22 protein-coding genes are annotated in these 22,257 nt (G+C 60.0%); 9 read left to right on the top strand and 13 right to left on the bottom strand.

Annotated elements, in window-relative coordinates; genetic code table 11:
* Positions 1-1,478: Gfo/Idh/MocA family oxidoreductase (locus tag P9M14_15240; GenBank protein ID MDP8257100.1), on the top strand; the 1,478-nt coding region annotated here is incomplete at its 5' end.
* A gap of 6 nt (positions 1,479-1,484) precedes the next feature.
* Here P9M14_15240 and P9M14_15235 read toward each other — a convergent pair.
* Both P9M14_15235 and P9M14_15230 read right to left on the bottom strand, forming a co-directional pair.
* A complete protein-coding gene (locus P9M14_15235) occupies positions 1,485-1,985 on the bottom strand; it encodes a hypothetical protein (GenBank protein MDP8257099.1) in 501 nt (166 codons plus the stop codon).
* 11 nt (positions 1,986-1,996) lie between these two features.
* Positions 1,997-2,614, bottom strand: coding sequence for an MXAN_5187 C-terminal domain-containing protein (locus tag P9M14_15230; GenBank protein MDP8257098.1), 618 nt, complete (start codon positions 2,612-2,614; stop codon positions 1,997-1,999).
* 305 nt (positions 2,615-2,919) lie between these two features.
* Here P9M14_15230 and P9M14_15225 point away from each other — a divergent pair, with 305 nt between their 5' ends.
* From P9M14_15225 to P9M14_15210, 4 genes are all read left to right on the top strand, one after another.
* A complete protein-coding gene (locus P9M14_15225) occupies positions 2,920-3,534 on the top strand; it encodes a TetR/AcrR family transcriptional regulator (protein MDP8257097.1) in 615 nt (204 codons plus the stop codon).
* 130 nt (positions 3,535-3,664) lie between these two features.
* Complete coding sequence (locus P9M14_15220; GenBank protein MDP8257096.1) at positions 3,665-4,441, top strand: electron transfer flavoprotein subunit beta/FixA family protein; 777 nt, start codon at positions 3,665-3,667, stop codon at positions 4,439-4,441.
* A gap of 24 nt (positions 4,442-4,465) precedes the next feature.
* Positions 4,466-5,431 (top strand): electron transfer flavoprotein subunit alpha/FixB family protein, encoded by a 966-nt coding sequence (locus P9M14_15215; GenBank protein ID MDP8257095.1) that lies wholly within the window; start codon positions 4,466-4,468, stop codon positions 5,429-5,431.
* An 82-nt stretch (positions 5,432-5,513) separates the two neighbouring features.
* On the top strand, positions 5,514-7,640 hold the full coding sequence (locus tag P9M14_15210) for a heterodisulfide reductase-related iron-sulfur binding cluster (GenBank protein MDP8257094.1): 2,127 nt from the start codon (positions 5,514-5,516) through the stop codon (positions 7,638-7,640).
* A gap of 63 nt (positions 7,641-7,703) precedes the next feature.
* Here P9M14_15210 and P9M14_15205 read toward each other — a convergent pair whose 3' ends face one another.
* The 4 genes from P9M14_15205 to P9M14_15190 form a co-directional block, all read right to left on the bottom strand.
* On the bottom strand, positions 7,704-8,726 hold the full coding sequence (locus P9M14_15205; GenBank protein MDP8257093.1) for a hypothetical protein: 1,023 nt from the start codon (positions 8,724-8,726) through the stop codon (positions 7,704-7,706).
* Between the two features lie 112 nt (positions 8,727-8,838).
* Complete coding sequence (locus tag P9M14_15200; protein MDP8257092.1) at positions 8,839-9,810, bottom strand: hypothetical protein; 972 nt, start codon at positions 9,808-9,810, stop codon at positions 8,839-8,841.
* A 367-nt stretch (positions 9,811-10,177) separates the two neighbouring features.
* Positions 10,178-11,149, bottom strand: a complete 972-nt coding sequence (locus P9M14_15195; GenBank protein MDP8257091.1) for a hypothetical protein — start codon at positions 11,147-11,149, stop codon at positions 10,178-10,180.
* A complete protein-coding gene (locus P9M14_15190) occupies positions 11,121-13,268 on the bottom strand; it encodes a transglutaminase domain-containing protein (protein MDP8257090.1) in 2,148 nt (715 codons plus the stop codon). Before P9M14_15190 ends, P9M14_15195 begins: the two co-directional genes overlap by 29 nt.
* 318 nt (positions 13,269-13,586) lie before the next feature.
* On the opposite strand from P9M14_15190, the gene P9M14_15185 reads away from it, so the two are divergent.
* Positions 13,587-15,461, top strand: coding sequence for an acyl-CoA synthetase (locus P9M14_15185; protein ID MDP8257089.1), 1,875 nt, complete (start codon positions 13,587-13,589; stop codon positions 15,459-15,461).
* Here P9M14_15185 and P9M14_15180 read toward each other — a convergent pair.
* The 6 genes from P9M14_15180 to P9M14_15155 form a co-directional block, all read right to left on the bottom strand.
* Complete coding sequence (locus P9M14_15180; protein ID MDP8257088.1) at positions 15,453-15,704, bottom strand: YggT family protein; 252 nt, start codon at positions 15,702-15,704, stop codon at positions 15,453-15,455. The two genes, P9M14_15185 and P9M14_15180, sit on opposite strands and share 9 nt — an antisense overlap.
* 7 nt (positions 15,705-15,711) lie before the next feature.
* Positions 15,712-16,551: a pyrroline-5-carboxylate reductase gene (gene proC, locus P9M14_15175; protein ID MDP8257087.1), complete on the bottom strand. Its 840-nt coding sequence runs from the start codon at positions 16,549-16,551 to the stop codon at positions 15,712-15,714.
* Entirely contained in the window at positions 16,551-17,270 is a 720-nt protein-coding gene (locus P9M14_15170; protein MDP8257086.1) for a YggS family pyridoxal phosphate-dependent enzyme, read from the bottom strand. The genes proC and P9M14_15170 overlap by 1 nt, the downstream gene beginning before the upstream one ends.
* Positions 17,267-17,854, bottom strand: a complete 588-nt coding sequence (locus P9M14_15165) for a Maf family protein (protein ID MDP8257085.1) — start codon at positions 17,852-17,854, stop codon at positions 17,267-17,269. Before P9M14_15165 ends, P9M14_15170 begins: the two co-directional genes overlap by 4 nt.
* Before the next feature lie 98 nt (positions 17,855-17,952).
* Entirely contained in the window at positions 17,953-18,123 is a 171-nt protein-coding gene (locus P9M14_15160) for a 4Fe-4S binding protein (protein MDP8257084.1), read from the bottom strand.
* Positions 18,124-18,171: 48 nt separating this feature from the next.
* Positions 18,172-18,396: a NifU family protein gene (locus P9M14_15155; GenBank protein MDP8257083.1), complete on the bottom strand. Its 225-nt coding sequence runs from the start codon at positions 18,394-18,396 to the stop codon at positions 18,172-18,174.
* Positions 18,397-18,575: 179 nt separating this feature from the next.
* Between P9M14_15155 and P9M14_15150 the strand changes: the two genes are divergently transcribed.
* From P9M14_15150 to P9M14_15140, 3 genes are all read left to right on the top strand, one after another.
* Positions 18,576-19,157 (top strand): rhodanese-like domain-containing protein, encoded by a 582-nt coding sequence (locus tag P9M14_15150; protein MDP8257082.1) that lies wholly within the window; start codon positions 18,576-18,578, stop codon positions 19,155-19,157.
* Positions 19,154-19,615 carry a MauE/DoxX family redox-associated membrane protein gene (locus tag P9M14_15145; protein MDP8257081.1) on the top strand — a complete coding sequence of 154 codons (462 nt, stop codon included), beginning with the start codon at positions 19,154-19,156 and terminating at the stop codon, positions 19,613-19,615. Before P9M14_15150 ends, P9M14_15145 begins: the two co-directional genes overlap by 4 nt.
* Positions 19,616-19,922: 307 nt before the next feature.
* Positions 19,923-21,551 (top strand): hypothetical protein, encoded by a 1,629-nt coding sequence (locus P9M14_15140; protein MDP8257080.1) that lies wholly within the window; start codon positions 19,923-19,925, stop codon positions 21,549-21,551.
* A gap of 10 nt (positions 21,552-21,561) precedes the next feature.
* Here the strand turns inward: P9M14_15140 and P9M14_15135 are convergent.
* Positions 21,562-22,257: AEC family transporter (locus P9M14_15135; protein ID MDP8257079.1), on the bottom strand; the 696-nt coding region annotated here is incomplete at its 5' end.

Here is a 22,257-nt window from a genome sequence, read left to right as displayed (position 1 = left end):
GCGCGCCGCTGAACCAGGCGGTTAATGCCTGCCGGCGCAAGGGAGGGGTAGTGGCCGTAGGCGCGGTGGGCATGGAAATCGATCGCGACGAGCTCTACGCCAAGGAACTGGACCTGCTGATTTCGACCTCCTACGGCCCGGGCCGCTACGACCCGGTCTACGAGGAGCAAGGGCACGACTACCCCCTGGGGTACGTGCGCTGGACCGAGCAGCGCAACATGCTTTCGTTTCTTGAACTTGTGGCCGCGGGCAAAGTCCGGCCCGCGGAGTTGGTCACCCTCCAGGGTCCGCCGGACGACGCGCCCCAGGTCTACCAGGGCCTGGCCGACACCGGGACGCAGCATCTGGCCGCGCTGTTCGTCTACCAGGCGGCGCAGCACATGGACGAGCCGTTGCGCAGCCCGTCGACCGTTTGGGAGATCAAGGCCGGGCCGAAAAAACAGGGCCGGGTCGGCCTGGGCCTGATCGGCGCGGGCAACTACGCCGCGGCGTTCCACCTGCCCAACATCGAGGCCAATCCCGCGGCGCAACTGCGGGCCGTGGCCACGCACAAGGGTGTGGAGGCCAAGCGACTGGCCGAGCGTTACGGCGCGGCGCTGGCAACCACCCAGCCCGAGCAGGCGATCGCCTGCGACGATGTGGACTGCCTGATCGTTGCCACGCGCCACGACTCCCATGCGGCCCTGGGCCTCGAGGCGTTGCGGGCCGGCAAGCACGTATTCATCGAGAAGCCGCTGGCCCTGAGCCTCGATGATCTGACCGAGCTGATTCGCGCATCGCGGGAGTCGGGAAGGGCGCTGAGCGTGGGACACAACCGACGCTTCAGCCCCCACATCCGCGAGCTGTTGGACTGGCGGCGGAAGCTCGGCGGGCCGTTACAGATGATCTACACGGTCAACGCCGAGGCGCTGCCCGGCGCTCACTGGATCAACGATCCGGCCATCGGCGGCGGACGACTGCTGGGCGAGGGCTGCCACTTTCTGGACCTGCTGTGCCAGATCGCCGGCGCGCGGCCCACAGCGCTTTACGCCCAAGGCGTGCTGCGGCCCGGCGTTGATCCGGCCCTGTGCCAGGACTTCAGCGTCAGCCTGAACTTTGCCGACAACAGCATCGGTCGGCTGGACTACGTCAGCCAGGGGATCAAGGAACTGCCCAAAGAACGCATCGAGGTCTTTGCCCAAGGACAGGCCTGCCTGGTGTACGACTTCAAACGCACGCAGTTCCTCGGGACACAGCGCAAGGAGCTGCGCACCCGAGCCCAGGATAAAGGGCAGCGCCCGCAGTTCGACGACTGGATCGCCTATCTTGGCGGCAAGCCCGCCGACCCGCTGCTGTTGCCCGACGCCGCGTTGGGCACTTACCTGGCGCTGTGCGCCGCGCAAAGCCTGGCCCAGGACAAGGCCGAACAGCTCGATTTCGATCGGTTCTGCGAACAGGCGGCAGCCGATACCAAAGCCGAATCCACTGAATCTGAATAAAACGGGCTAGAGTTGTTCGAGGATCTGGGCCGTCAGGCCGCGCAACCTGCGGTCGCGGGCTGTAAGCGCGAGCATGCGCAGCTTGGAGCGCAGGGCCGTAAGCTCGGCCGCGGAGCGACCCTGGATCAGCTTTTGCAACGCCTCGAGCGCGTCCGCGGCCAGGGTCGGGTCCGAGCAGTCCAGCAGCAACAGCAGGGTGCTCCAGTCGTCGTCGGGCAGGCCGTGCTCGGCCACGAAATCGGTCGCCAGCTTGTCGAAGCCCTCGTCGCCAAAGGCGTCGCGCAGGGCGTTTACGCTCTTGCGGTACGCTGCGCTGCCGCGCTTGCCCTGGAACGCGCTCTCGGCCTGTTTGAGCAGCTGCTTTTTCATATATTGGCTGCGAGTGCTGCGCGAATCAGGGGAGGAACTCGATCGTTCGGAACCGCGGTGGCCGCTGCGGTCGCGCGCCTTGTCGATCTCGCGCCAGCTCGGGCGGTCGTCATCATCCCAGTCTCGGCCTGCTGTCATCTAAGCGGTCCTCAGCCCTTGCGCTTGGCCGCCTTGAGCTTGGTCTTGCCCTCTTCGACCACCACGCGGAACCCCACGTCGCCGCCCAGGCGCTGCTGCAGGTTCTTACGTTGCGTGCGAACGGTTTTGGAGAATTTCTTGAAGTCGATCTGGGTTTGCTCGCGCGTGCTGCGCCGGGCCTCGACGAACTCGCGGTAGAGCTTGCGCAGCTCGCGCCCCTCGCGCTCGGCCTGGCCGGCCTGCTCGGACCTGTGCGCCGTGCTCTGTACGCGCTCCAACGCCTCGGAGCCCAACGGCTTACGCGGGCCGCCGTGCTTGATGTCGTCCAGTCGACCGATGCGTATGTCGGCCTTGAAGCGGTCGCGCTTGTAGGTTCCCTTCTCGATCTCGAGCATGGTGCGGTCCCAGAAGCGCGAGATCGCCTCGTAGCGCGAGAGCAACGCCGAGAGCCTGAAAGCCAGTTGGGTATTGTTCGGTCGCCTGCCCGAGAAATGGAGCACCAGCTTCTGCAGCTGCTGTCGTTCGCTGAACGGCTCGCGCTTGTTCAGGCCGCTGAAATAATGTTCGTAGAGCACGGTCAGTTCCCGCATTTTGCTCTCGAATTCGCTGATCTGCTGCTCGTTGTTCATCTTTGGGGAATCCGTTGGACTCATAATAGATGATGTTTGTCACAGTATAATCGGAAAAAGTCTGAATGCCAGCCCTTTTTCGGTTCAGTTTCGCGGCTGAGATAATCCCCTTGACAGGGGGGAATCTGTTGGTTAGTCTCTACTGAGTGAACATTCATTCATTTTAGCGGTTCCGCTAATTAGTCCGAATTACAGTCAAGCCGTGCAGCCGGAGTTGCTGCGCGACGGGGCCATCTCGCAGTATTGGGCTGATGAATGTTTCGAAGTAGGTTTTGCTCAAAATCTTAAGGCCGGCCGAGACAATGGTGACGTTGAAGAACATCGACGACAAGCACGAAAAAATACTACAGGCCGCCATAAAAGTATTTGCCAAGAACGGTTTTCACAAGAGTAAAATCAGCCAGATCGCCAACGAGGCCGGAGTGGCCGACGGCACGATCTACCTGTACTTCAAGAATAAAGACGACATTCTGATCAAGCTCTTCGAGGAGAACCTCGAAACCCTGATTTCGCAGTTCAAGAGCCGTCTGGAGCAGGTGCACGACCCGGTGGAAAAGCTCAAGACATTTATCCACCTGCACCTGACGACCATGGAGGCCAACCAGGCGTTGGCCGAGGTGCTGACCGTCGAGTTGCGTCAGAGCCACAAGTTCATGAAGGAGTACGTTCCGCGCAAGTTCGCGGATTACATGCAGATCGTCAGTTACATCGTGCGCGAGGGCAAAGATCAGGGCGTATTCGACGCCGAGGTCAAGCCCGGGGTTTTCAAGCGCGCGTTGTTCGGGGCGTTGGACGAGATGGTGCTCTACTGGGTGTTGACGCCCAAGCGCAAGTACTCGCTCAAGACCGCCGAGGAGCAGATCTACCGGATCTTCGTAAAGGGAATATTGGTCGACAGGCAACCGGTCGCCGCAGGTTGACGCGGCGCTGGAATTGATACGGATAACGGACCGACCCCGCCTGCGGGGGGAAACGATTTAAGGCGCACGTCCTATCATGAATGACCCAGGGTAGGGCGGGCATCAAGAAACCAATCCGAGGAGGTGCCCTGTGAACATAGTAGTTCTTGTCAAGCAGGTGCCCGATACCGAGACCAAGATCAAGATCAAGGCCGACGGATCGGGTATCGAGACTGACGGTATCAAGTGGGTGATGAACCCCTATGATGAGTACGCGGTCGAAGAGGCTCTGAAGATCAAGGAGGCCGGCAAGGCCGACGAAGTGACTATCCTTTCCATGGGTCCGGACCGCGCCATCGAGGCGATCCGCACCGGCTTGGCGATGGGAGCCGACAAGGCGATCCACGTCAAGGTCGACTCGCTGGACGGCATGGACGCACTGACCACGGCCCAGGCTTTGGCCAAGGGTCTGGACGGCGTGGAGTACGGCCTGATCGTCTGCGGCAAGCAGGCGATGGACGATGACCAGTCAGCGGTCCCGGCGATGCTCTGCGAGCTTTTAGGCATCCCGCAGGTCACCGTGGTGAGCAAGGTCGAGGTCGGCGAGGGCACCGTCACCGTCAACCGCGACATCGAGGGCGGCGCCAAGATGGTGATCGAGGCCCCGCTGCCGGCTCTGGTCGCCGCGACCAAGGGACTCAACGAGCCGCGTTATGCCAGCCTTCCGGGTATCATGAAGGCCAAGCGCAAACCGGTCGACGTGAAGAACTTCGCCGATCTGGGCGTGGAGCCCGTGTCCAAGACCGAGATCATCGGCTGGTCGCTGCCCGACGAGAGGGCGGCCGGCAAGGTCATCAACACCGGCGATCGCGAGCAGAACGTCAAGGAATTGGTTCGCCTGCTTCGCGAAGAAGCCAAGGTTATCTAACCCTGGCGGGAAAGGAGCAGCACCATGTCTAAGATACTCGTTATTGCGGAGCTCAAGGGCAGCGAGCCTAAAAAGATAACCTTCGAGTTGCTCAGCGCCGCCAAGAATCTGGGCGAGACCGCCGACGTCGCGGCCATCGGCAAGGGCCTGGCCGGCATCGGCGCCCTGGTCGGACCGTACGGCGCCGACAATGTCTATCTGCTCGAGTCCGACGCCCTGGCCGACTACTCCAACGAGGGTTACGCCAAGGTTCTGGCCGATCTGATCAACGACAAAGGGTACGAGCTGATCCTGTTCGGCTCAACCACCACGGGCAAGGATCTGGCCCCGCGCCTGGCCGCCAAGCTGGGCATCGGCATCGCCGCCGACACCGTCGACATCAACAAAGACGGCGACAGGGTCGTGGCGCGCCGCCCGGTGTTCGCCGGCAAGGCGTTCAACGACGTGATCTTCAGGGACGGCAAGGGGATCGTTGCGATCCGCCCCAACGTGATCGCCGTGGCCGAGCCCGAGGCGGGCAAAGCCGCAGCCGAGAACGTTGTGGCAGCCGACGCAGGTGTGATCAAGGCCGTGCTCAAAGAGACGGTCGAGGGCGAGAGCGATCGTCCGGACCTGACCGAGGCCGACCGCATCGTCTCCGGCGGACGCGCGATGAAGGCCGCCGAGAACTTCAAAATTCTCGAGGATCTCGCCGACGCGATCGGTGCGACCATCGGCGCCAGCCGCGCCGCCGTGGACTCGGGCTTCGCCCCGCAGTCCTGGCAGGTCGGACAGACCGGTAAGGTCGTCAACCCCTCGCTGTATCTGGCGTTCGGCATCTCCGGCGCGATCCAGCATCTGGCCGGCATGCGGACCTCCAAGGTCATCGTGGCCGTCAACAAGGACGTGGAAGCCCCGATCTTCCAGAAGGCCGATTACGGCATCGTCGACGACCTGTTCGAGGTGGTTCCACTGCTGACCGAGGAATTCAAGAAACTGCTGGCCGAATAGCCCGTAGCGGTCGAATACAATACGTCTGCAACGGTCGGCATAAAGCCGGCCGTTGTGGGCGGTTCGGTGCAAGGAGCATGTTATGAAGGAACGGTTAGCCTTCTGGGAGATCTACCAGGGATACGGCTGGACCCGCTGGTTTGTCTACGGCTTGGCGCTGGTGACCATGGCGATCTTCGCCTACGGCGTGTGGACCAAGGTCAAGCTGTGGCGCGCCGGTACCAAGTCTGAAAAGCCGCGCCTGGACCAGATGGGCGCGCGCATCGTCAATCTGCTCAAGTACGCCCTGGTGCAGATCAAGGTTTTCAAAGAGGCCTACCCGGGGATCATGCACGCCTGCATCTTCTTCGGCTTCGTAGTGCTGTTCATCGGAACGGCGGCCACGGTGCTCGACGAGGATCTCTACCGACTGATCACCGGCAGCAAGTTCATCCAAGGCGGATTCTACGTCGCGTTCAGCTTTTTCCTCGACCTGTTCGGCGTGCTGGCGATCATCGGCCTGGGCATGGCTGCCTGGCGACGCTACGTGACCAAGCCCGATCGTCTCGACAACCGCTCCGACGACGCGGTGGTGCTGGGCCTGATCGCGCTGATCCTGGTCACGGGCTTCCTTTCCGAGGCCGGACGCATTGCCAACGGGCTGCTCGTGGCGCCGGGGACCCAGCTGACCACGCACGGCATCAACCCGGACTACGCGAGCTTCGAGCCGTTGGCCAGCCCGGTGGGCTATTTGCTGGCCCTGGGACTCAAGGGATTGGGCGTGGGCGGCACAGCGGCGTTCCACAAGGTGATCTGGTTCCTGCACCTGTTCCTGGGACTGGGCTTCATCGCCGTAATCCCCTACACCAAGCTGTGGCACATCGTGGCCAGCTCGGCCAACATCTATTCGAGCAACCTGGAGCTCGATGGTGCGGTCGTGCCCATCGACAACCTGATCGAGAAGATGGAGAACGATCAGATCGAGCGCCTGGGCTATGATCGTATCGCCGATTTCACGCCCAAGCAGCTTGTGATGCTCGACGCCTGCACCCGCTGCGGACGCTGTCAGGAGGTCTGCCCGGCTTACAACACCGAGAAGCCGCTGAGCCCCAAGCAGTTCATCCAGGACTTCAAGATCTATTGGGACGCCAAGTGCAAGGCTGAGGCCGCCAAGTCGGTCGAGGGCGAGGGCGAGGAAAAGGCCGCGGACGACGAGTACGATCCCGAGCCGTTCCTCAACGACGTGGTCAAGCCCGACGTGGTCTGGTCGTGTACAACCTGCATGGCCTGTATGGAGGCCTGCCCGGTGATGATCGAGCACCTCTCGCTGATGAACGAGGTTCGTCGCGCCCTGGTGTTCAACATGATTATGCCCGCCGAGGGAAGCAACTTCCTCAAGAACATGACCAACAACATGAACCCCTGGGGTATGAACCCCGGCGACCGCATAGGCTGGGCCGAGGGCCTGGATATTCCGCTGGCCTCCGACGGTGATTTCGACGTGCTGCTGTGGGTCGGCTGCATGGGCGCCTATGACGCGCGCGCGCAGAAGGTCTCGCAGTCGTTGGTCAAGATCATGCGCCAGGCCGGAATCAAGTTTGCAGTGATCGGCAACGACGAGAGCTGCTGCGGCGATTCCTCCCGCCGTCTGGGCGAAGAGGGCCTGTTCCAGATGATCGCGATGCAAAACGTCGAGATCATGAACGAGCTGGGCGTGAAGAAGATCGTCACCACCTGCCCGCACGGCTACAACACGCTCAAGCATGAGTACCCGAAACTTGGCGGCGAGTACGAGGTCAAACACCACACCGAGTTCATCGCCGAGTTGATTCAGGGCGGCAAGATTAAACTCAAGAACAACGGTTTTAGCGGCAAGAACCTGGTGTTCCACGACTCGTGTTACCTGGGCCGCTACAACGACCTGTACGACGAGCCGCGCCAGGTGCTGGCAGCGGTTCCCGGCCTGAAGACCACCGAGATCGAGCGCAGCCGCAACAAGGCCTTCTGCTGCGGAGGCGGCGGCGGTCTGATGTGGCTTGAGGAGCACGCGCCCAAGATCAACGTCACCCGCGTGGAGCAGATGATGGAGGCCAAGCCCGACGTGCTGTGCTCGGCCTGCCCGTTCTGCCTGACGATGTTCGACGAGGCCTATAAGCTCAAAGGGTACGACGAGCAGGGAGTCGAGCTGTTCGACCTGGCAGAGGTCGTAGCTAAGTCCCTCGACGAATAGACCCTAGAGCAAGACAGTTATTTACCAGCCCGCGTCCCTTTGGGGCGCGGGTTTTTTCTGCTCTTAATCAGGGGGTGGTGATGGAAATGTTCTAAGTAGATCATTAAGAAAGATTATAGTTTTAGCAGAGTTTAACCAATTTTCAATGATCGGGAAGTAAATGTTTTTTCCAATCAGAGGAACTAATGGGAACGCATGGTGATTACTAACTCTTTCAGTTATCTTAATGTCTTTCAAAAGAATATCTATTGCTTCCCTGGGTGTCTTCCGTTTTTGATATGATCGACTAGATAAAAGGCAATCTAAAGCGTCAGCTAGCTTCAGTATAGTAGTACCAACAACGAATTTAGCATATCGTCCTTCAACGTCATGTATTTTTTCCTCTTGAAAAAAGTCTCTTCCAACTAGTTCTACCTGATATGGTCGAAGGTGATGACATAAAATTGGCAAGGTTTTCAAATATGGGGAAGCGTCAGAGAGAATGCTGACAAGACCAAGGCCCACCAATTGATGCCTATTTACCCAATACATTTCCCTTGGTGATAAGCTAGAGGGCTTGCTTAGTAGAATATCGGGAGCATTTAATTTACCAAAATCATGAAGATAACCACAGAGGCGTAAAGCATTGATCTCGGCAAAGGTGAATAAAGCATCAAATAAATTAACCATATTAGATGTTATGCGACCAACGCGCATCGAGTGCTCCCACGTATAATCGTCTTTAGCGCATAAATATTGAAGGGGAGTCATGTTGCAAAACTGAGATTCTACTGTATAATTGACATCATCAATATCAATTCTTTCAGATTTTGCCAGGAAGCTTGATGTTTCAATACAAATAATTTTATGATAAGTAGGAGGATTTATCGTTTTTCTACATGGCCAAATCGATGTTAGATCGTCCTGAAAACTTGCTGAATTTCGCTTTAAAAGTGGCCATGGGATTACAAGCCACCCCTTACTTAAATACCTAGCGAGAATTTGTGCTTCTTCTCCAAGGTTTCTTTGGCGATCGTCAAAATCTATTAATTTACCATTATCCCATCGAAAATCGCCTTGAATAAAAAAGGTAACGCTACCTTTCATTACAATTCTGCTGATTATCTTCGAATGAGTAAAGAATTCATCGACTACATCCCTGGGTACATTCTCAGCTGACATAAGGCCACCTTGATTCATTTTGATTTTTTTGGGATAACTAGAATCTGATCCAGTAGGAATCAGGAGAGCCCCTTTCAGATTCAGGTTCCACTATAGGCTCTCTGAGTAAATGTTTCGTAATAATGCCTATTTCAAACAATTTAGCCGTTGGTGACTCCAGGAAGTAAGTGTCGCGACGTTGTTGGTCCTCACTATGTAAGTACTCAAACATCAAAGTGGCAACAGTCTTTTCTGCCAGGTTTTTGTTAACGGATAAAACAAAATGGTTTTCCATTCTCTCGCGAAGTACGATCAACAGTGTTTTCTCTTTATTCTCTTTACCATACGAGGCTATCGTTTGTAGGACATTTCTCTTTTTTATTAGATTTTTTATCTGTTTATCGTCAAATTCCATTTCTGGACTAATATGTTCCCAACCAAAGCTTGCAATGACCTTGGGCTTGTGCTTCCTGAGGGATGTTGCTAATGACGATACGGTATTAATGTCCCAAACAGCTTCATTGACGGCACCAAGATTCAACCAAAGCAATTTAAGATTTCCCGAGAAAAGCCTGATTAAGCATTCTTTGCGTGTGTTTATATTGGTAGGAACCAATACGAGCCCATACGACGTATTTCTAACTAGATCCTTACAATATTCAATATATTCATCCCAAACCTGAGGAGATTTCCACTTCAGGAAAGACTGAGGGTTTTTAAAGTTGAGTGCGTTGAAAAGATTATTATACTTATCCTTGTTGATATTTTTAATCATCTCTTCAGTAAGAGCTGTTAGCCATTTAACAGGATCAGCAACATCAGCTTCAGCCATAGAATCGCCGGTATTTTGTAAAAAGCGACTCTTGAAAGCTTCGACCGATGTCAGAGGTTCAAGGACACTGTTGATTAGATCCCTTTTCCCTTTAATGGAAAGGGTGTTATCTATCTGCATTGGATTAACCTCGAAACGGTTGTTCTGAAACGGGCGAGCGTTGCCGACCTGTTGGTCCGGTAATAGCGTAAACGGCATGAACTGTGAGGGTCGCTCCCTGTATGCTTGATCTCGACGGTCTCATTGATAGGACCAATCGCCGAATCGACTAAGCTCTGCATCGGGTGCATTTCCATATTTAAGACTCTACCGTACGTCACTGGTTAGCGTTCATACTAGTTGTCGTCTCGTCGCTGCTTGTCCGCTTTAATGACCCGATTATGCCTTGCTCCATGGTGTTTATTTTTATTGTCTACATCTTTCTATGAGGTTGTGATCCATTTGTCAAGGTGTTTGTCCATAACGATTCAGAAAAAAAGCAAGCTGTAAACGGTTTATCTGTATTAATCGCATCATCTTGTTTCCTAAGATTAATTTTATGGTTGCTTGTGGGTGGACGAGTATCTCACGGGAGCAGCTCCTGGAGCGGTCGCCAGGTTCCGCCGTAATCCTCGTCGTCCGTGCCCGCGCTCAGGGCGCTGCCCGGGATCAGCGGCGCACACAGCGCCTCGACCTTGAACCCGTCGATGCGATAGACGACCAGCGGCGCGGGGCGCAGTTGCAGCGGATTCTCGGCCTGGGTCTCGACCTTGCCCGCGAGGTAGATCACCGAGCGAAACGGCCCGCCGTCGCCCTGGTCCTGGGCCGCCGCGCCCCACAGTCGGCCCTCGGGATCGAGGTACAGCTCCGCGATGTCGCGATTGCGCAGCGGGTCGCTCCACAGCGTATCGTCCACGGACAGCGCCTGCTCCTGGATCACTTGCAGCGCGTTGTCCGTCCCGATGCTGCACAGCCGCAGCTTGCCGTTTGGATTGGCGTCCGAGCCGCCGCGCTCTCCCAGCAGCAGTAGTTTGCGCTGATCGTCGAACCGCAGACAGACCAGCCCCTCGACATTGTCCGTATCAGCGGGCAAGCGGTAGACGGCGAGGACCGCGCCCGTCCAGCGCGTATTGGCGCGCTGGATGAGCAGGTGAAACACCCGTCCGTAGCGACCCTGGTAAAAGCCGCTTTCGGCCGCGAGGAACTCGTCGGTGCGTCCGGGTACCGGGCAGATCGACTCCAAATCGTTGGGCAGGGCAGCGGATGCGGGCCATGTCAGCCGCACATCGCGCAGCTCAGGCCGACCCTTGCGGTCGATGGTCAGGGCGGCGACGCGCGGCTTGTCCGCATTTTTAGGCTTGTTCTTGGTGTCGTAAACCACCAGCAGGCTGTGCTCGTCCAAGATCGCCATGCCGCTGATGCCCGGGAAGCACGGCCGCAACGGCTTGTCCGCGGCCAGGGCCGCGCTGCATAAAAGCACGACCGCCAGCAGCGCGCTTAGCGCGTAGTGCAGAAGAAATCGTCCGCGTTCAGGGCTCGATAAATTGTACGTTGACATCCGATCCCTCCACAGCCTGGCCGTTGATCTCAAGAGAGAACGTCGCCTGGCCCGGCTGTGTGGAGCGTACTACGTACAGCAGGTCCCAGTCATTGTCGGACAACCAATCCTTGGAAGTTCCATCGGCGACCGACGCTCCCTTCTCCGGACTGAGCACGCCCGGCGAGCGCCACAGCGAAAAAACGTCGCGACCCATGAACCAGATGCGTTGGATCTGATCGGCCGTCCCGCGGTTTGATACCAGCTGGACCTTCTGGCCGCCGCCAAGCCTATGGCCGTTGGCGCCGTGGAGCTTGTAGGCCAGGGAGGCGAAGGCCCTGCCGTCGGCCGCGATCTGTTTGCCCTCAGCCGAGCAGAAGCTGTCCACCGACGAGGGCTGCTCGCGTTCGAGTTGCGCATAACCCAGACGCAACGCCGGCGCGGGCCCGGACTCGAGGTCCACGATCAGCTCGTCGGTCGGGCCGTGGGGCGCGGGCGCGGCCCAGGCTCCGGTCTGTTCGATATAGACCAGCTCGAGCTGTTTGAGTCCGACGCTGTCCGCGCTGCCCGCGGCGTTGATCCTGATCTCGATGGTCAGGGAGCGCAGCGGCATGAATGCCTGAAGATCGAGCCGCGAGCCCAGATCGAGGTAGACCTGTTGTTCCGTTGTGGGACGGTAGGTCGCAGCCTGCACCAGGGAATCCGCGTCCGGGCCCACCAGGAAGGTTACGGTGTCCGAGGCATCGTCGCCTTTGATCACCGCGTGCAGATAGACGCCCAGGACGAAGCCGCTGAACTCGCGCTTGATGGTCCAGCGTCCGGTATTGGTCGTGTCTTCGGGATGCAGCGGCGCCGGAGCCTGCTGCTCGAACATCAGGTGCTCGATGTTTTCCATGGACAGCGGTGCGAGCCCGAGTTCGGGATCGAGCACCTGCCACTCGCGGCGCATGGCCCCGCTGAAGAAACGCGCCTCGGTGCAATCGTGGCAGAAGCTGGCGCCCAAACCGCTGTAGTGAATTTTCAAGCTCTCGCGTGGATAGAGCTGATGGCGCACGGTCTGATGCGCCAGGGGATCCGGCTCTTCCGAGCCGTTGGGCGGCCCCAAGAGATCAGTGTAATGGTCGGCGAAATCGGTCAGGTTGGCCAATCGCTCGTCGGGATCGGTCGAGGCATATATCAACGAAGAGTCGTTCTCCAGTGTCTCGAGCGAGGTCACGTTGCTCAGACCGTGGTCAAGAAAGAACAGCCTGCTGCTCGGATCAAAGAAGTGCCAGCCGCCGTCATAGTAGACCTCGGCGCAGACGTGGCCGACGAGGTAAGCCACCCGCGCATCGAGCCCGGCGATCTGCCAGAGATAGACCAGAACGTGGCTCTGTTCGCCGCACCAGCCGTAGCCGAAAACGTTGAACATCAGCGCCGGGTCGAACATCCCCTCGAGCTCCGGCACCATGCCCCAACGCAATTGGGCGGTCACCGCCTCGTACAATGCCTGGGCCGCCTGACTATCGCTCATGCCCGCTGTGTATTGGTCGACCCAGGCCTCGATGTCGGACCGATCGCCGAGCTGTCCGTCGTACACGCGCAACCCTTCGATCAGCTGCGAGCCCTCGTTGCTTAGCTCGATCCACTGCGGCAGGTTCGCTGAACCATCGTCGAGCCCCAGCGGCGCGGCCGAACCCAGGGGCGGCGTTGCGACCTGCGCCGTCTGAAAGTCCTCGGTGCTGCGCACCTCGAAGGGCAGGTAAACGCGCACTAATCCCTTGTCCGCGGACAGCCCCTCGACCCGCAGGCAGTGGTAGCCATCGGCCAGGGCCGGCAGCTCGAAGCCGTTGTGCGCGTCCAACGGCTGGTCCCAATCAAAGACCTCCACCTGCCTGATCTTGTAGGTCGGATTGAGCATTAATACCGGCTGCGGATGCTGGTAAAGCCGGTCGTAGAGCGGCGAGAAAATCGGTCCCGAGTCGGGGAACTCCTCGGGCTGATAGGTCGCCTCGAGCGCGCCGTCCGCCGGGCAGGGTGGATACTCGACGCTGTCGTCATCGTCGTCATCGTTGTCGTCTTCGTTGTCATCGTTTTGCGCACTATTGCCCTGATCGCCGTTATCACAGGCGGTCGTGCATAGCGCGAGCAACAGCGCCAACAACAATATCGAGAAGAGAAAAAGTCTACCTTGATGATGCATAATGAATTTTCCTTGACTTCTTCAGTATCGGCCGATCGATTATCAGAGCCGTTGATCCTGAAAGCAAGACGTTTCATTGCGACGGATACAATTTAAATAAGGAGAAATACCTAATAATAAAAAAGCCTTACGCCAGCAATCGATTTTGCTCCCCAAATAAGCATTGCCAAGCTCGGGTTTGACAGCATTAAAGTGCGAACGATAGATTGATTCGATTCCATTAATGGTAATCAATTCGCCCGACCGCCGGTCGGCATGTATCAAGAGGGAAACCTAATGGAGCAGTACAGCATCCGCGGAATTGCGGACATTGAGCGCATTGAGCAGGTTCCGCTGGAGCAGCGCGGCATCCCCGCTTCGACCTACGAGATGATCCGCGACCAGGCGCAGCGCACGCCCGAGCGCATCGCGCTGACCTTTTTTCAAAACGGCGAGCAGTACGATAAGCCCCTGGACTTTAGCTACCAGCAGTTGTTGGGCGGGATCCATCGTACTGCGAATATGCTGCGCGACCTGGGCGTGGGCCCGGACGACGTGGTCTCGCTGCTGCTGCCCAACCTGCCGCAGACTCAATTTGCGATCTGGGGCGGCCAGGCCTGCGGCGTGGTCAACCCGATCAATCCAATGCTCGAGGCCGAGGTGATCGGCCAGATCATGGCAGCGGCCAAAACCAAGGTGCTGATCGCGCTGGGCGACGTGCCGGGCAGCGACATCTGGCCCAAGGTCGAAAAGCTGCGCAGTATGTTGCCCGAACTCAAGGTGGTGCTGCGCGTGCTCGGACCGCCGACTACGGCGGAGGGAGTGCTGGACTTCGACGAGCAACTCGGGCGCTACGACGCCCAGGGGCTGAGCTTCGAGCGCAGCATCGATCCGCAGGACCTATGCGCGCTGTTTCATACCGGCGGAACCACGGGCACGCCCAAGCTGGCCAAGCACACCCACGCCATGGAGACCTACATCGCCTGGGCCGTGGGCGTGATGGCGGGCTTTGATTGCGACAGCTCGATGATCTGCGGCCTGCCGCTGTTTCACGTCAACGCGGTACTCGCCACCGGCCTGGCGCCCTACGCGGTGGGCGCGCGCGTGGTGCTCGCCGGGGCCGCGGGCTACCGCGACCGCACGTTGATCGGCAACTTCTACAAGATCGTCGAGCGCTATCGCGCCACGTTCTTCTCCGGCGTGCCCACGGTCTACGCCGGGCTGTTGCAGGTGCCCGCGGCCGGGATCGACATCTCCTCGCTGCGTTACGCGATCTGCGGCGCCGCGCCGATGCCTATCGAACTTTTTCGCAACTTCGAGGCCGCCACCGGCATGAAAATTCTGGAAGGCTACGGCCTGACCGAGGCCACGCTGGTCAGCTCGATCAACCCCCGCGACGGAGAGCGTAAGGTCGGCTCGATCGGCATCCGCCTGCCCTACCAGCCGATGAAGTGCGTCAAGCTCGACGAGAACGGCGTTTTTCAGCGCGATTGCGACGACGACGAGATCGGCACGATCGTGATCAAGGGCCCCAACGTCTTTCCCGGGTACACCGACGAGGCCTATAACGAGACCTGCTGGGTCGCCCAGGATTGGCTCAACACCGGCGATTTGGGACGCCGCGACGCTGAGGGGTACTTCTGGATCACCGGCCGCGAAAAGGATCTGATCATCCGCGGCGGCCACAACATCGACCCCTCGATGATCGAGAACGCCCTGGCCAAAATCCCCGGCGTCTCGCTGGTGGCGGCCATCGGCCGTCCCGACCCCTATGCCGGCGAGGTGCCCGTGGCCTACGTCGAGCCCGAGCAGGGCGTCGCGCTGACCAGCGATGAGCTGATGAAGCGCGCCGGCGAGCTGATCGGCGAGCGTGCGGCCGTGCCCAAGGAGATCGTGGTGCTCGAAAGTCTGCCCAAGACCGCGGTGGGCAAGCTGTTCAAGCCCGCGCTGCGTTGGGATGCGGTGCGCCGCGTGTACCAGCGCGAACTCGGGGCTCTGGGCGAGATGGTCCAAAGCTGCAAGGTCGAGGTCGGCGAAGACAAGATCCACGGCATGCTGGCGACGATCCGCGTTGTCGCGGCCGACGAGCCCGAGCAGGCGGTGGAGAGCAAGATTAAGCAGGCGCTGGCGAACTACACTGTGCGCTATCGCGTGGAGTGGAAATCAGCGTAGCAGACCCTCGAGCATCGCCTGCACGATCATCAGCAGGACAATCAAAATCAGCGGCGTGGGATCGATGCTTAAGCCTTCGAGGCGCAGCGTGCGGCGGATCGGTCCGTACAGCGGCTCGGTCAAGCGCCGCAGGGTCTGCATCAGCGGGTGTCGCGGATCGCGGATGAACCAACTGAGCAACGCCTGGGCCACGATCACCAGCACGTAGAGGTTAATCAGCGCGATCAGCAGCCTGATTATCAAAACCCGCTTAGTCCTCCTGCTCCTGCTCGCGCAGCAAGCCCAACTCGCGGCTGCGCCGCGTGGCGGCCTCCACAGCCTCCATCATCGTCGAGCGGAAGTTGCCGCGCTCGAGTTCCTTGAGTCCGGCGAAGGTCGTGCCGCCGGGCGTGGCCACCAGGTCCTTGAGGTATCCGGCGTGGCGGCCGGTGTCGATGAACATTTTAGCCGCGCCGAGCACTGTCTGAGCCGAGAGCAGATTACTGACCTTGCGCGAGAGGCCCAGTTGCACACCGGCGTCGGAGAGCGCCTCGATCATCATGAAGATGAACGCAGGTCCCGAGCCGGAGAGTCCGGTGACCACGTCCATCAGGCTCTCGTCGTGCAACACCACGCTGCGTCCGATGGAGTCGAAGATCTCGCGGGCCAGCGCTAGGTCGTCCTCGCCCACGTTTTGCGCCGGGCAGAGCACCGACATCCCCTCGCCGACCATTGCCGGCGCGTTGGGCATTACCCGCACCAGGCGCGAGCCGTTGCCCGCCAGCTTGTGCAGCGTGCCGGTCGAGACTCCGGCGGCGATCGAGATCAGTAAATGATTCGAGTCGAGCTCGTCGCCGATCCCTTTGAGCACATGGGTCACGTTCTGCGGCTTGACCGCCAGCAACACGATCGAGGTCTCGCGCACCAATTCGCGGTTGTCCGCGGTGGTGCGCACTCCGTAGTTTTTTGCGATCCCCGCCAGCTTGTCGGCTCCCAAGTCTGAGGCGATGATCCGCTCGGCGGGCAGCAGCTCGCCGCGCAGAATTCCCTTGATCAGGATCTCGCCCATATTGCCCGCACCGATAATGCCGATCGAATGCCCTGTGAACATCAGTCCGTTTCCCCAATTGCGCACGAGGAGCCTTGCCTCGCGCCGAAGATCGCCGTTCCCACGCGGACGATTGTAGCGCCGAACTCGATCGCCGCCTCCAGATCGCCGGTCATGCCCATGCTCAGCTCGTCCAGGCTGACGTTGGCCGGAACGTGCGGTGCGACCTGCTCGCGCAGCTTTATTAGCTCGCGGAAGTAGGGCCGCGCCTGCTCGTTGGGCAGAAACGGCGGCATGGTCATCAGTCCCAGCACCTTGACGTTGCCCAGCTCGGAGATCGCAATGAGCAATTCGCGCAGCCCTGCGGAGTCGATTCCCGACTTGCTCTGTTCGTCGGAGATGTTGACCTGCACCAGCACCTGCTGCACGAGCCCTTCGGCACCGGCGCGCCTGTTCAACGCCTCTGCCAGGCGCAGACTATCCACTGAGTGCATCAACTTAAAACGGCCGGGCACGAATTTGGCCTTGTTGCGTTGCAGATGGCCGATGAAATGCCAGCAGATGTCCCTACCGCTGAGCGTGTCGACTTTGTTTACCGCCTCTTGGATGTAGTTCTCGCCGAAGTCGCGCTGTCCGGCCTCAAGCGCCTGCTCGATCATCTCCAGCGGCATGGTTTTGCTTACCGCCACCAGCCGCACCGTATCGGGATCGCGGCCCGCCGCGTGCGCGGCCTTGGCGATGCGTTCTTTGACCTGCTCGAGGGTGATTGCGATTTTATTCATCTAAGTTCCTCCAAATCGAGGATCTCCAGACGCGCGGCAACGTCGATCGTTTCGGCCAAGGGCAGGCCGACCACGTTGGTGTATGATCCACGCACACTGCGCACCAAGCAGGCGCCGATGCCCTGGATCGCGTAGGCGCCGGCCTTGTCCATCGGCTCGCCGGTGGAGACATACCACCGTGCTTGAGCGGGCGTCAAGGATCGCAGTTCGACCTGCGAGGCGACCGCCGCGGACTCGCACGCGTCGTGCGGCCCGCCGCAAAAGGCGAAGGCGCTGACAACCGTGTGGCTGCGCCCCTGGATCAGCAGCAGCATGGCCACGGCGTCCTCGACGTCGCGCGGCTTGCCCAAAATCAGTTCGTCGATCACCACCGCGGTGTCCGCGCCGAGCACCCAAAAACCCGGATGCCGGGCGGCAACGGTGCGGGCCTTGGTCTGGGCCAGCCGCAGGGTGTGCTTCTCGGGCCCCTCGCCGGGCAGGGCGCTCTCGTCAACGTGCGCCGGGTCGATGATGAAATCCAGCCCCAGCGATCCCAGCAGTTCTTTGCGGCGGGGCGAGGCGCTGGCCAGGACGAATTTTTTCATTAGCAGGCGATCCTTGGACGCAGATAAACCGCTACGCCCCTCCGGTCGATTGCCGGCGGCGTAACGGATTTATTTCGCAACAGAACGTTAAGCTTGGATTACTCGGCGGGAACGCAGGCGTCTACCGGGCAGACATCGGCGCAGGCGCCGCAGTCGGTGCACTTCTCAAGGTCGATCGTATAGATGTCACCCTCGGAGATGGCGTCCGCAGCGCATTCCTCGATGCACGAGCCACAGGCGATACATTCACTGGTGATTTTATAGGCCATCGAGCAACTCCTCTTTTCGACTAAAACAAGAAACGGTCGGCAACGAAATCAGTTGACGGCCACGACCTCTTTAACCTCGGGAATTTCTTCTTTTAAAGTGCGTTCAACACCCATCTTCAGCGTCATCTGCGCGCCGGGACAGCCGTGGCACGCGCCTCTGAGCCGGACCGAAACCACGCCCTGCTCGTCGACGTCCACCAGCTCGATATCCCCGCCGTCACGCTGCAGGAATGGGCGGATGCGTTCGATTACCGATTGTACCTTTTCCTTCATAATGCCTCCGTTTGCCCGAAAGATCGCAAGATACTACTCGCTGAGCGTTTACCATGTCAATCCAGCTTCGGGCCGGTGTGTTGTCAGCCGTCGTCTTCATGCAAAGGGCCTGTTGTGCTACCCTCAGCGGTCGACCGGCTGGAAAAGTGTAGCCCGATCAACCAATGAGAGAATGTAAGATGGGCAATACATCGAACGGCAATAAACAGAGCTATTCCGATGGCCCATTGTCGTTGCGTACGCTTGTCATCGCCGCATTGATCGTCGCCCTTGCGGCCGCCATCGGCCTGGGGAGCAACGCGTTGCGGTCCGACCGCATCCCCTGGATCTACGAGCGCACGGCCCCGTCGGCCACCAACCCGATCGACCTGGAACAGGCCAAGGAGCTGTTCGATACAGCTGAGGCGCTGTTCCTGGACTCGCGCAGCCGGGAAGAATACGACGCCGGTCACATCAGCGGCGCGTTGAACGTGGATACCCTTGATCCGGAGCACATCGATCGAATTTTGGAGCAGGCCTTGCCCGGAATCCGGCTGGTGACCTACTGCTCCGGCGTCGACTGCCACTCCAGCGACCTGCTGGCCGAACGCCTGGTCGATATGGGCTACTCGGGCATCGGCGTGTTCTTTGGCGGCTGGCCCGAGTGGAGTGCCGCGGGCTACCCGACATTGGGCAGCGGCGAGCAGCCGCAAGAACAGCAACTCGATGTGAACGAGCTGTTTCCGCCATCAGATTCCGGCGGCGCCTGGGGCGAGCCATGAGCGGCCGCGCGATCGTCGATCGGCTGCTGGCCCTGGCGCGGATCTTCGTCGGCGCGGTGTTCGTCTACGCCTCGTTGGACAAGATCGCCAACCCCGAGCTGTTCAGTCAGTCCGTGGCCAACTACGCCTTTTTACCCTATGCGCTGAACAACCTGTTCGCCCTGTGCCTGCCGCCGTGCGAATTGCTGATCGGTGTGGCGCTGATTCTCGGGATCTTTGTGCGACCCAGCGCGCTGCTTGTCAGCCTGATGAGCCTCTCGTTTGCCGTCGGCGTGACCCGCGCGCGGATCATCGGCCTGGACATCGACTGCGGCTGCTTCACCCAGGACGGCTCGGGCTCGAACATCACCATACTCACCGTGCTGCGCGACAACGGACTGTTCGTGCTGTGCGCGGCGATCTGGTGGCTGCACAGCGGCGTCTGGGGCCTGGGGAGCAAGATCAAGGCCTTGCGCTGACACAACGGCGGCTTGAAGCCGCCACAATCTTTGTGTCTAGGGCTCGCCTGGGGCACCTTTGAGGTGCCCGCAAAACTCGCGTAGCACGACCATCATTGTTCAACGCCAAACCCCATGCCGCGACGCGGGATTGGTCGTTGGTTAAAACCAATCGTAGTTCGCGAGTTTTGTGCCGACTCTAAGCCGGCGCGATGGCCCGATCAGCGCGTCGCCTGGCCCCAGTTCGATCGGCTCGCCGCAGTAAACAAGTTGACGCTAAAGGCGGCAGCTGATTTGATTTGTATGAGAAAGAAGAGAGGATAAAACCATGAGACGCACGCTTAAACTACTGGCGATATTCGCGCTGCTGGGATTTTTGGTCCTGGGGCTGCTGCTGGGTGCCTGCGAGGCGGACGACGACGACGACGACGACGACGACGATGCAGCGCGCATCGAGCAGATCGTGGCCGAGATGATCCAGGGCTATTCCTTGCAGACCAACGAGGCCTACGACGAGCTGGTCTGGCCGCACATCTCGCAGCACTACAATTACGCGGGCCTGGATCGTGCGGGCCTGCATGCCGAGGCCTACGAGAATATCGAGGACTCGGAGTTGACGGTTACCAGCTATACGCTTCAGACCGTGGTAACGATCGACGGCGACGCGGCGCAGGCGCAGATCGACGTGCTCTACCAGGCGCAGATGGATGAAGAACAGCTCGATCTGGTGCTCTACGCGCAGATCCAGGCCAACTCGACGGCGGTCTTTTCCCGCGAGCAGGACAGCCAGGGAGACACCGACTGGAAGGTGACCTCCAGTCCCTCGCGGCCGGGCGTCTCAACGCTGTGGGGCGGCGACGAGTCGCTGCAGCCCGACCTAAGCAGCCTGCAAATCAATCCAGCAAACAGCGCGTCGCCGGGCGGAAGCATTGAGCTCAGCGGCCGAATCGAGTTTGCCCCGGCCAAGGCAGGGCTGATCCGCTACGCCTCGTGCGGCATGGACTGGGATGATTCGCGCGGCAACGTGGCCGTCGACGGGTCGGGCGAAGAATCGATTTTCGAGTTCGAGATCGAGGACAACGCGCAGACGGTGGACGTCGAGTTGAGCCTGCCCGCGCGCGGCAGCCCCGATGGGAGCGAGATTCCCTCGAGCCTGCTGCCGGGGGACGATGCGGTGCAGGTCGATTGCATTGCCGGGCTCTACGACTCAGATGCCGGGCAGGTCGTGTCCGCGAGCTCGTTGATCTGGCGCATGCCGCTGTCGGCTTTTAACAACGATCTGGGTAAATGCGACGACATGGCTTGGGATCCGGACGATCCGGTGGGTCCGTACCTGCTCCAGATGCAGTGGCCCGGCGACCTGGAGCCGCTGTACTTTCTTACAATCAATCGTTTCGGCGACCAGGGCTACGGCGCGGCCGCCTGGTACATGCCGCCGGCGGATGAGGATCTGGGCGAGGTCTCGGGTCTGCCGCTAAGCGGCGAGGTGACCGACGTCGGGTTCGAGCTGAGCTACGTGCTGATCGACCCCGAACCCGAGGTCTGCCCCACGCAGTTGACCATCAGCTACTCCGGGACCTTCGTCTCGGGCACGATCGAGGACGGGCTGTTCCAGATCGAGTGCCAGGGCGGCGACTACGTCAGCATCGAATTCACCGGCGAGAAGCAGATGAACCGCTGCGCCTACCCCGCGACCGACGATGTGCTCGGCCAGTGGTCGGTGGCCCTGGACTGGGCCTGGTTGATCCAGAACAGCGCCGAGGGCGTGAGCGTGGAGATCGACAGCAAGACCTACGAGGGGTTCCTCTATTACGGCATGCTGATGGCGATCAACTCCGAGGACGACTCCGAGGCCGTGGCGGTGCTGTTCTACGACGACGAGCAGGCTGAAGCCTTTGACCAGGACGGGCACCACGACCACGCGGTCAAGGGACCGCCCGTACCTGAGGATCGTTGAATAATACGAGCTAGACGGCGAAGTGGATCAGCAGCAGCGAGCTGATTACCAGCGCCAGGCCGGTGCCGACCATGATTGCCCCAGCGTTGAGTTCCGGCGCCGCGTTGTAGCGTCGGGCGAGCATGAAGTTGACGATCGCCGGCGGCATTGACGAGGAGATCACCAGCACCGCGGCCAGTGGTCCGTCGAGCCGCAGCAGTACAACCAGCGGCCAGACGATCGCCACTCCGCCCAGGCTGCGGCCCAACGCGATCAGCGCGCCTTTGCCGAACATCGTGAACGGCGTGGCCGAGAGCTGGAATCCGAGCATGATCAGCAGCAGCGGAATCGTGGCCTGACCCAGGGTCTGGATCGTCACGCCGATCCACTGCGGCGCCTGCCACTGGTAGAGCCCGGCCAGCGATCCGGCGATCGCCGCATAGAGCAGCGGCGAGCGAACCAGCTCGAGCCCGGCCCGGCGTCCGGCAATCGAGTAGATCCCCAGGCTGTAATGCAGCACCGCGGTCACGACCATCACCAGCACGGCCACGCGCAGGCCCTCGTCGCCGAAGGCCAGGTAACTCAGCGGCAGGTTGATCGCGCCGGTGTTGCCAAAGGCCGCCGAGAGCACGCCGCCGCGCATCTCGGGCCGACCCAGGGCCTGGATCGTCCAGAGGTAGATCAACACTTGCAGTACGATCATGCCGCCGAAAATCCCGGCCACCAG

The organism is Candidatus Alcyoniella australis (assembly GCA_030765605.1).
GTDB classification, from domain to species: Bacteria; Lernaellota; Lernaellaia; order JAVCCG01; family Alcyoniellaceae; genus Alcyoniella; species Alcyoniella australis.
The sequence above is the reverse complement of the archived record's forward strand: the minus strand, read 5'-3'. Positions and strand labels throughout refer to the sequence as shown.

Bases quoted from the DNA above. Each gene is read 5' to 3' on its own strand.
- P9M14_15235 (MDP8257099.1), bottom strand. From the start codon at position 1,985: ATGACAGCAGGCCGAGACTGGGATGATGACGACCGCCCGAGCTGGCGC.
- P9M14_15230 (MDP8257098.1), bottom strand. From the start codon at position 2,614: ATGAACAACGAGCAGCAGATCAGCGAATTCGAGAGCAAAATGCGGGAA.
- P9M14_15215 (MDP8257095.1), top strand. From the start codon at position 4,466: ATGTCTAAGATACTCGTTATTGCGGAGCTCAAGGGCAGCGAGCCTAAA.
- P9M14_15210 (MDP8257094.1), top strand. From the start codon at position 5,514: ATGAAGGAACGGTTAGCCTTCTGGGAGATCTACCAGGGATACGGCTGG.
- P9M14_15205 (MDP8257093.1), bottom strand. From the start codon at position 8,726: ATGAAAGGTAGCGTTACCTTTTTTATTCAAGGCGATTTTCGATGGGAT.
- P9M14_15200 (MDP8257092.1), bottom strand. From the start codon at position 9,810: ATGCCGTTTACGCTATTACCGGACCAACAGGTCGGCAACGCTCGCCCG.
- P9M14_15195 (MDP8257091.1), bottom strand. From the start codon at position 11,149: ATGTCAACGTACAATTTATCGAGCCCTGAACGCGGACGATTTCTTCTG.
- P9M14_15185 (MDP8257089.1), top strand. From the start codon at position 13,587: ATGGAGCAGTACAGCATCCGCGGAATTGCGGACATTGAGCGCATTGAG.
- proC (MDP8257087.1), bottom strand. From the start codon at position 16,551: ATGTTCACAGGGCATTCGATCGGCATTATCGGTGCGGGCAATATGGGC.
- P9M14_15170 (MDP8257086.1), bottom strand. From the start codon at position 17,270: ATGAATAAAATCGCAATCACCCTCGAGCAGGTCAAAGAACGCATCGCC.
- P9M14_15165 (MDP8257085.1), bottom strand. From the start codon at position 17,854: ATGAAAAAATTCGTCCTGGCCAGCGCCTCGCCCCGCCGCAAAGAACTG.
- P9M14_15160 (MDP8257084.1), bottom strand. From the start codon at position 18,123: ATGGCCTATAAAATCACCAGTGAATGTATCGCCTGTGGCTCGTGCATC.
- P9M14_15155 (MDP8257083.1), bottom strand. From the start codon at position 18,396: ATGAAGGAAAAGGTACAATCGGTAATCGAACGCATCCGCCCATTCCTG.
- P9M14_15150 (MDP8257082.1), top strand. From the start codon at position 18,576: ATGGGCAATACATCGAACGGCAATAAACAGAGCTATTCCGATGGCCCA.
- P9M14_15145 (MDP8257081.1), top strand. From the start codon at position 19,154: ATGAGCGGCCGCGCGATCGTCGATCGGCTGCTGGCCCTGGCGCGGATC.
- P9M14_15140 (MDP8257080.1), top strand. From the start codon at position 19,923: ATGAGACGCACGCTTAAACTACTGGCGATATTCGCGCTGCTGGGATTT.